The 4233-nt window shown below is 75.0% G+C and carries 5 protein-coding genes; all 5 read right to left on the reverse strand.

Going from position 1 to position 4233, the window contains the following annotated elements:
* Positions 1-195: hypothetical protein (locus AE652_RS46900; RefSeq protein ID WP_049659325.1), on the reverse strand; the 195-nt coding region annotated here is incomplete at its 3' end.
* Between the two features lie 144 nt (positions 196-339).
* The gene (locus tag AE652_RS36470; protein WP_049659327.1) at positions 340-1353 is read right to left on the reverse strand and encodes a TIGR03571 family LLM class oxidoreductase; all 1014 of its coding nucleotides are present in this window, start codon (positions 1351-1353) and stop codon (positions 340-342) included.
* Positions 1354-1424: 71 nt separating this feature from the next.
* Positions 1425-2261: an aldo/keto reductase gene (locus tag AE652_RS36475; protein ID WP_049659329.1), complete on the reverse strand. Its 837-nt coding sequence runs from the start codon at positions 2259-2261 to the stop codon at positions 1425-1427.
* 50 nt (positions 2262-2311) lie between these two features.
* Positions 2312-2746 (reverse strand): heme-binding protein, encoded by a 435-nt coding sequence (locus AE652_RS36480; protein ID WP_049659331.1) that lies wholly within the window; start codon positions 2744-2746, stop codon positions 2312-2314.
* A gap of 80 nt (positions 2747-2826) precedes the next feature.
* The gene (locus AE652_RS36485) at positions 2827-4029 is read right to left on the reverse strand and encodes an MFS transporter (RefSeq protein WP_049659333.1); all 1203 of its coding nucleotides are present in this window, start codon (positions 4027-4029) and stop codon (positions 2827-2829) included.
* Positions 4030-4233: the final 204 nt, after the last annotated feature.

Consider the following 4233-nt stretch of genomic DNA (forward strand, 5'->3'; position numbering starts at 1 on the left):
CGGGCCCGCCCGCGTCGTCCGCTCGCAGCCGTCCCCGGCCTGGTAGAGCGTCACCTCGGCGCCGCCCAGCGGGGTGTCGCCGCTGCGCACCACCCCGCACTGGCCGGTGGGGGCGGCGGCCGTGGCGTGGGAGGGTCCGGCGGCGAGCTGGGCCAGGAGGGCGGCGGTCAGCAGGACGCCGCGGCGTCGGCGCATGGGGGCTCCGTTTCGGCGGTAGGGGGACGAACGGCGGTTCGTCCCCCTACCTGCCACACCGGCCGGCCGCCCGGGCGCATCCGGCGGCGGGACGCGGCGGAAATTGCCCGGTACGGGCGAGCCGGCGCGGGGCCCGTCCCCGGCTCAGCCGCGCTGCCCGGCCGCCGCGGCGGAGGGGGCGGGGGCGGCGAAGCGGGGCAGGACCTCCTCGGCGAGCTCCTGGAGCAGCTCGTCGACGGGGCGGTCGTTGGGGCGCAGGTTGAAGGAGACGTGGGCGACGCCGAGTTCGGCCATCAGCTCCAGGTGCTCGATCAGGGCGTTGCGCCCGGTGCTGAGGCCGAGCCGGATGGGGCGCGGCGCGGCGGCCGGGTCCTCGGCGAGGGTGAGGACCATCGGCGTCAGGTAGGGCTTGTCGCCGGCGAGGTCGCGCCACTGGCGCAGCCGCGTGCGCAGCGCGTCCGGGTCGCGGGGGTAGTTGAGGGAGGCGTCGGCGTGCTCGGCGATCCACTCGGGGCTCTGCTGGGCGCCGCCGGCGACGGCGATCGGGATGCCCCCGGGGTGGACGGGCCGGGGCAGGACCTCCAGCTGCTGTTCGGCGCCGAGGCCGGCGGCGGGCAGTTCCAGCGGGCCGGGGCGCCAGGCGGCGCGCAGGGTCTCGACGCCGGTGCGGAAGGCGGCGCCGCGGCCGTCGAAGTCGCGGTCGAACAGCGGGTACTCGACGGGGCGGTCGCCGCTGGCCAGGCCGAGCAGCAGGCGCCCGCCGGAGAGCACGTCGACGGTGGCGGCGGCCTTGGCGACGAGCAGCGGCTCGCGCAGCGGCAGGACGACCGCGCCGGTGGCGAGGACCGCGTCGCGGGTGAGGGCGGCGAGGTGGCCGAGGTGGGTGAAGGTCTCGAAGACGCTGCCGGCGTCGCCGAACCGGACGGGGTCGTAGAGCGGGACGTCGCGCACCCACAGGGCGGCGAAGCCGAGGCGGTCGGCGAGGGTGGCGAGGCGGGCGTGCCCGGCGAGGTCGGGGACGCCGAAGGGGCGGCCGGCAGCGCGGTCGGCCCGGCCGCGGTCCTGGCCCCAGTCGTTGTCCAGGGGCAGTTCCAGGCCGATGGTCAGCCGGCCGTCGGCGGGGGCCAGTCGGGCGAGTGCGGGGTGGGACGGGGCCATGGCGGGTCCTTCACAAAAGATCCCGTCCCGGGCGGCGGTGCGACCGCCCGGGACGGGAGAGTGGGGCGGGGTCAGCTCGCGTTGAACTGGTCCGGGTGCGGGCCGGTGCGCAGGTCGCGGTCGCCGGCGGCGATCGCGGCCATGTCCTGCGCGGTCAGCTCGAAGTCGAAGACGTCGAGGTTCTGGCGGATGCGGGCCGGGGTGACGGACTTGGGGATGACGATGTTGCCGAGCTGCAGGTGCCAGCGCAGGACGACCTGGGCGGGGGACTTGCCGGTGCGGGCGGCGATCGCGGTGATCGCCGGGTCGTCCAGGACGGCGCCCTGGGCGAGCGGGCTCCAGGCCTCGGTGGCGATGCCGTGCTCGGCGTGGAAGGCGCGCAGCTCGGCCTGCTGGAGGCCGGGATGCAGCTCGACCTGGTTGACGGCGGGCACCAGCGCGCTGGTGTCCAGCAGGCGCTGGAGGTGGGCGGGCTGGAAGTTGGACACGCCGGCGGCGCGGATGCGGCCCTCCTCGACGAGGCGCTCCAGGGCGCGCCAGGTGTCGAGGTAGAGGTCGCGGGCCGGGGTGGGCCAGTGGATGAGGTAGAGGTCGACGTGGTCCAGGCCGAGCTTGGCGAGGCTGGCGTCGAAGGCGCGCAGGGTGGCGTCGTAGCCCTGGTCGGCGTTCCACAGCTTGGTGGTGACGAACAGGTCCTCGCGGGCCACGCCGGAGGCGGCCAGGGCGCGGCCGACGCCGGTCTCGTTGCCGTAGATGGCGGCGGTGTCGATGCTGCGGTAGCCGGCCTCCAGGGCGGCGGCGACGGCGGCGGTGGTCTGGTCGTCGGGGACCTGGAAGACGCCGAAGCCGAGCTGGGGGATCTCGACGCCGTTGTTCAGCTTCACGGTGGGGACGGTGGGGGTGGTCATGTGCTGGTCTCCTTCGGAGGGTGTGGTCGGTGGGGTGGGGCGGAGGGTGCTCACCGGGCGAGCCGGTCGAGCCGGTCGAGGGCGGCGGCGGCGAAGGAGTGGTCCTGCGCGGGGGCGCCGCCGCCGACGCCGAGGGCGCCGACCAGCCGGCCGTCGCGGTGGACGGGGATGCCGCCGGCGATGAACAGCAGCGGGCGGTCCAGCGCGGTGGGCAGGGTGTGGAACGGCCCGTCGGGCTTGACCAGGTCGACCAGGTCGGCGGTGGGGGCGTTCAGCTGGAGGGCGGTGTAGGCCTTGCGGGTGCTGGTCTCGCCGGAGATCAGCACGGCGCGGTCGTCGCGGCGGAAGGCGAGCAGGTGGCCGCCGGCGTCCAGGACGGTGACGCTGACCGGCACGCCCGCGGCCTCGGCGGCGCTGCGGGCCGCGTCGACCAGGAGCTCGGCGTCGGCGGTGGTCAGCGGGGCGACTGCGGTGGTGGTGCTCATGGCGGTGGTTCTCCGGGGGTGGGGTGGGTTCCGGTCGGGGCGGTGGCCGGTGGTGTGCCGGTGGCCGGTGGTGTCGATGGTCAGTGCTGCAGGGCCGCGTGGCGGGGAGCCGCGCTCGTGGTGGCGGCCTCCCGGGTGCGGTCGCGGCGCTCCAGGGCGGCGGACCAGAAGGCCAGCAGCAGGGCGGCCGCGGCGAGGACGGCGCCGACCCAGTTCGGGGCGGTGTAGCCGAGGCCGGCGCTGATCACCATGCCGCCGAGCCAGGCGGCCAGCGCGTTGCCGAGGTTGAAGGCGCCGATGTTGACGGCGGAGGCCAGGGTGGGGGCGCCGTGGGCCTGGTCCAGGACCCGCTTCTGCAGCGGGGGGACGGTGGCGAAGCCGAGGGCGCCGACCAGCAGGACGGTGACGGCGGCGGCGACCTTGTTGTGGGCGGTGAGGGTGAACAGGGCGAGCACCACGGCGAGGCCGCCGAGGGTGGTGTAGAGCATCGGCATCAGCTTGCGGTCGGCGTAGCGCCCGCCGAGCAGGTTGCCGAGGAACATGCCGACGCCGAACAGCACCAGCAGCCAGGTGACGGAGCCGTCGGCGTAGCCGGCGACGTTGGTCATCATCGGGGCGATGTAGGTGATCGCGGCGAAGACCCCGCCGAAGCCGAGCACGGTCATCGCCATGGCGAGCAGCACCTGGGGGTTGCGGAAGGCGGTCAGCTCGCGGCGCAGGTGGGCGCCCTCGGCGCGGGGCATGGCGGGCACGAGCTTGGCGATGCCGAGCAGGCCGACCACGCCGAGCGCGGCGACGCCGGCGAAGGTGGTGCGCCAGCCGACGGCCTGGCCGATGTAGGTGCCCAGCGGGACGCCGACGATGTTGGCGACGGTCAGCCCGGTGAACATGGTGGCGATGGCGCCGGCCTTCTTCTGCGGGGCGACGAGGTCGGCGGCGACGACGGAGCCGATGCCGAAGAAGGCGCCGTGGGCGAGGGAGGTCACGATGCGCCCGGCGAGCATCACGGGGAAGGACGGGGCGAACGCGGAGAGCAGGTTGCCGGCCACGAACAGGCCCATCAGCAGCATGAGCATGGTCTTGCGGCTGATCCTGGTGCCGAGGACGGTCATCAGCGGCGCGCCGATGACGACGCCGAGGGCGTAGCCGGTGACCAGCAGGCCCGCGTTGGGGATGGAGACGCCGTAGTCGCCGGCGATCTGGGGCAGGAGTCCCATGATCACGAACTCGGTGGTCCCGATCCCGAATGCGCCGATGGCCAGGGCGATGAGAGCGAGAGGCATGGGCCCGAACCCTTCTTGATTGCTTGAGCTAGCGCCTTGCGTGCTCTAACAATAGTTGCAGACGCGCGATAAGTGCAAACGCGGATAGGTGGCACGCGCCAAGGGGTCGGGGTGGGGGCCGGAAACGCGGCCGGGCCCGGCCCGTCCGGACCGCGTGTGCGGTTCGGACGGGCCGGGCCCGGGGGAGTGGCGTGGCGGCGCGGG

This window comes from Kitasatospora sp. MY 5-36 (assembly GCF_001182915.1).
Taxonomy (GTDB): Bacteria; Actinomycetota; Actinomycetes; order Streptomycetales; family Streptomycetaceae; genus Kitasatospora.

Bases quoted from the DNA above. Each gene is read 5' to 3' on its own strand.
- AE652_RS36470 (WP_049659327.1), bottom strand. From the start codon at position 1,353: ATGGCCCCGTCCCACCCCGCACTCGCCCGACTGGCCCCCGCCGACGGC.
- AE652_RS36475 (WP_049659329.1), bottom strand. From the start codon at position 2,261: ATGACCACCCCCACCGTCCCCACCGTGAAGCTGAACAACGGCGTCGAG.
- AE652_RS36480 (WP_049659331.1), bottom strand. From the start codon at position 2,746: ATGAGCACCACCACCGCAGTCGCCCCGCTGACCACCGCCGACGCCGAG.
- AE652_RS36485 (WP_049659333.1), bottom strand. From the start codon at position 4,029: ATGCCTCTCGCTCTCATCGCCCTGGCCATCGGCGCATTCGGGATCGGG.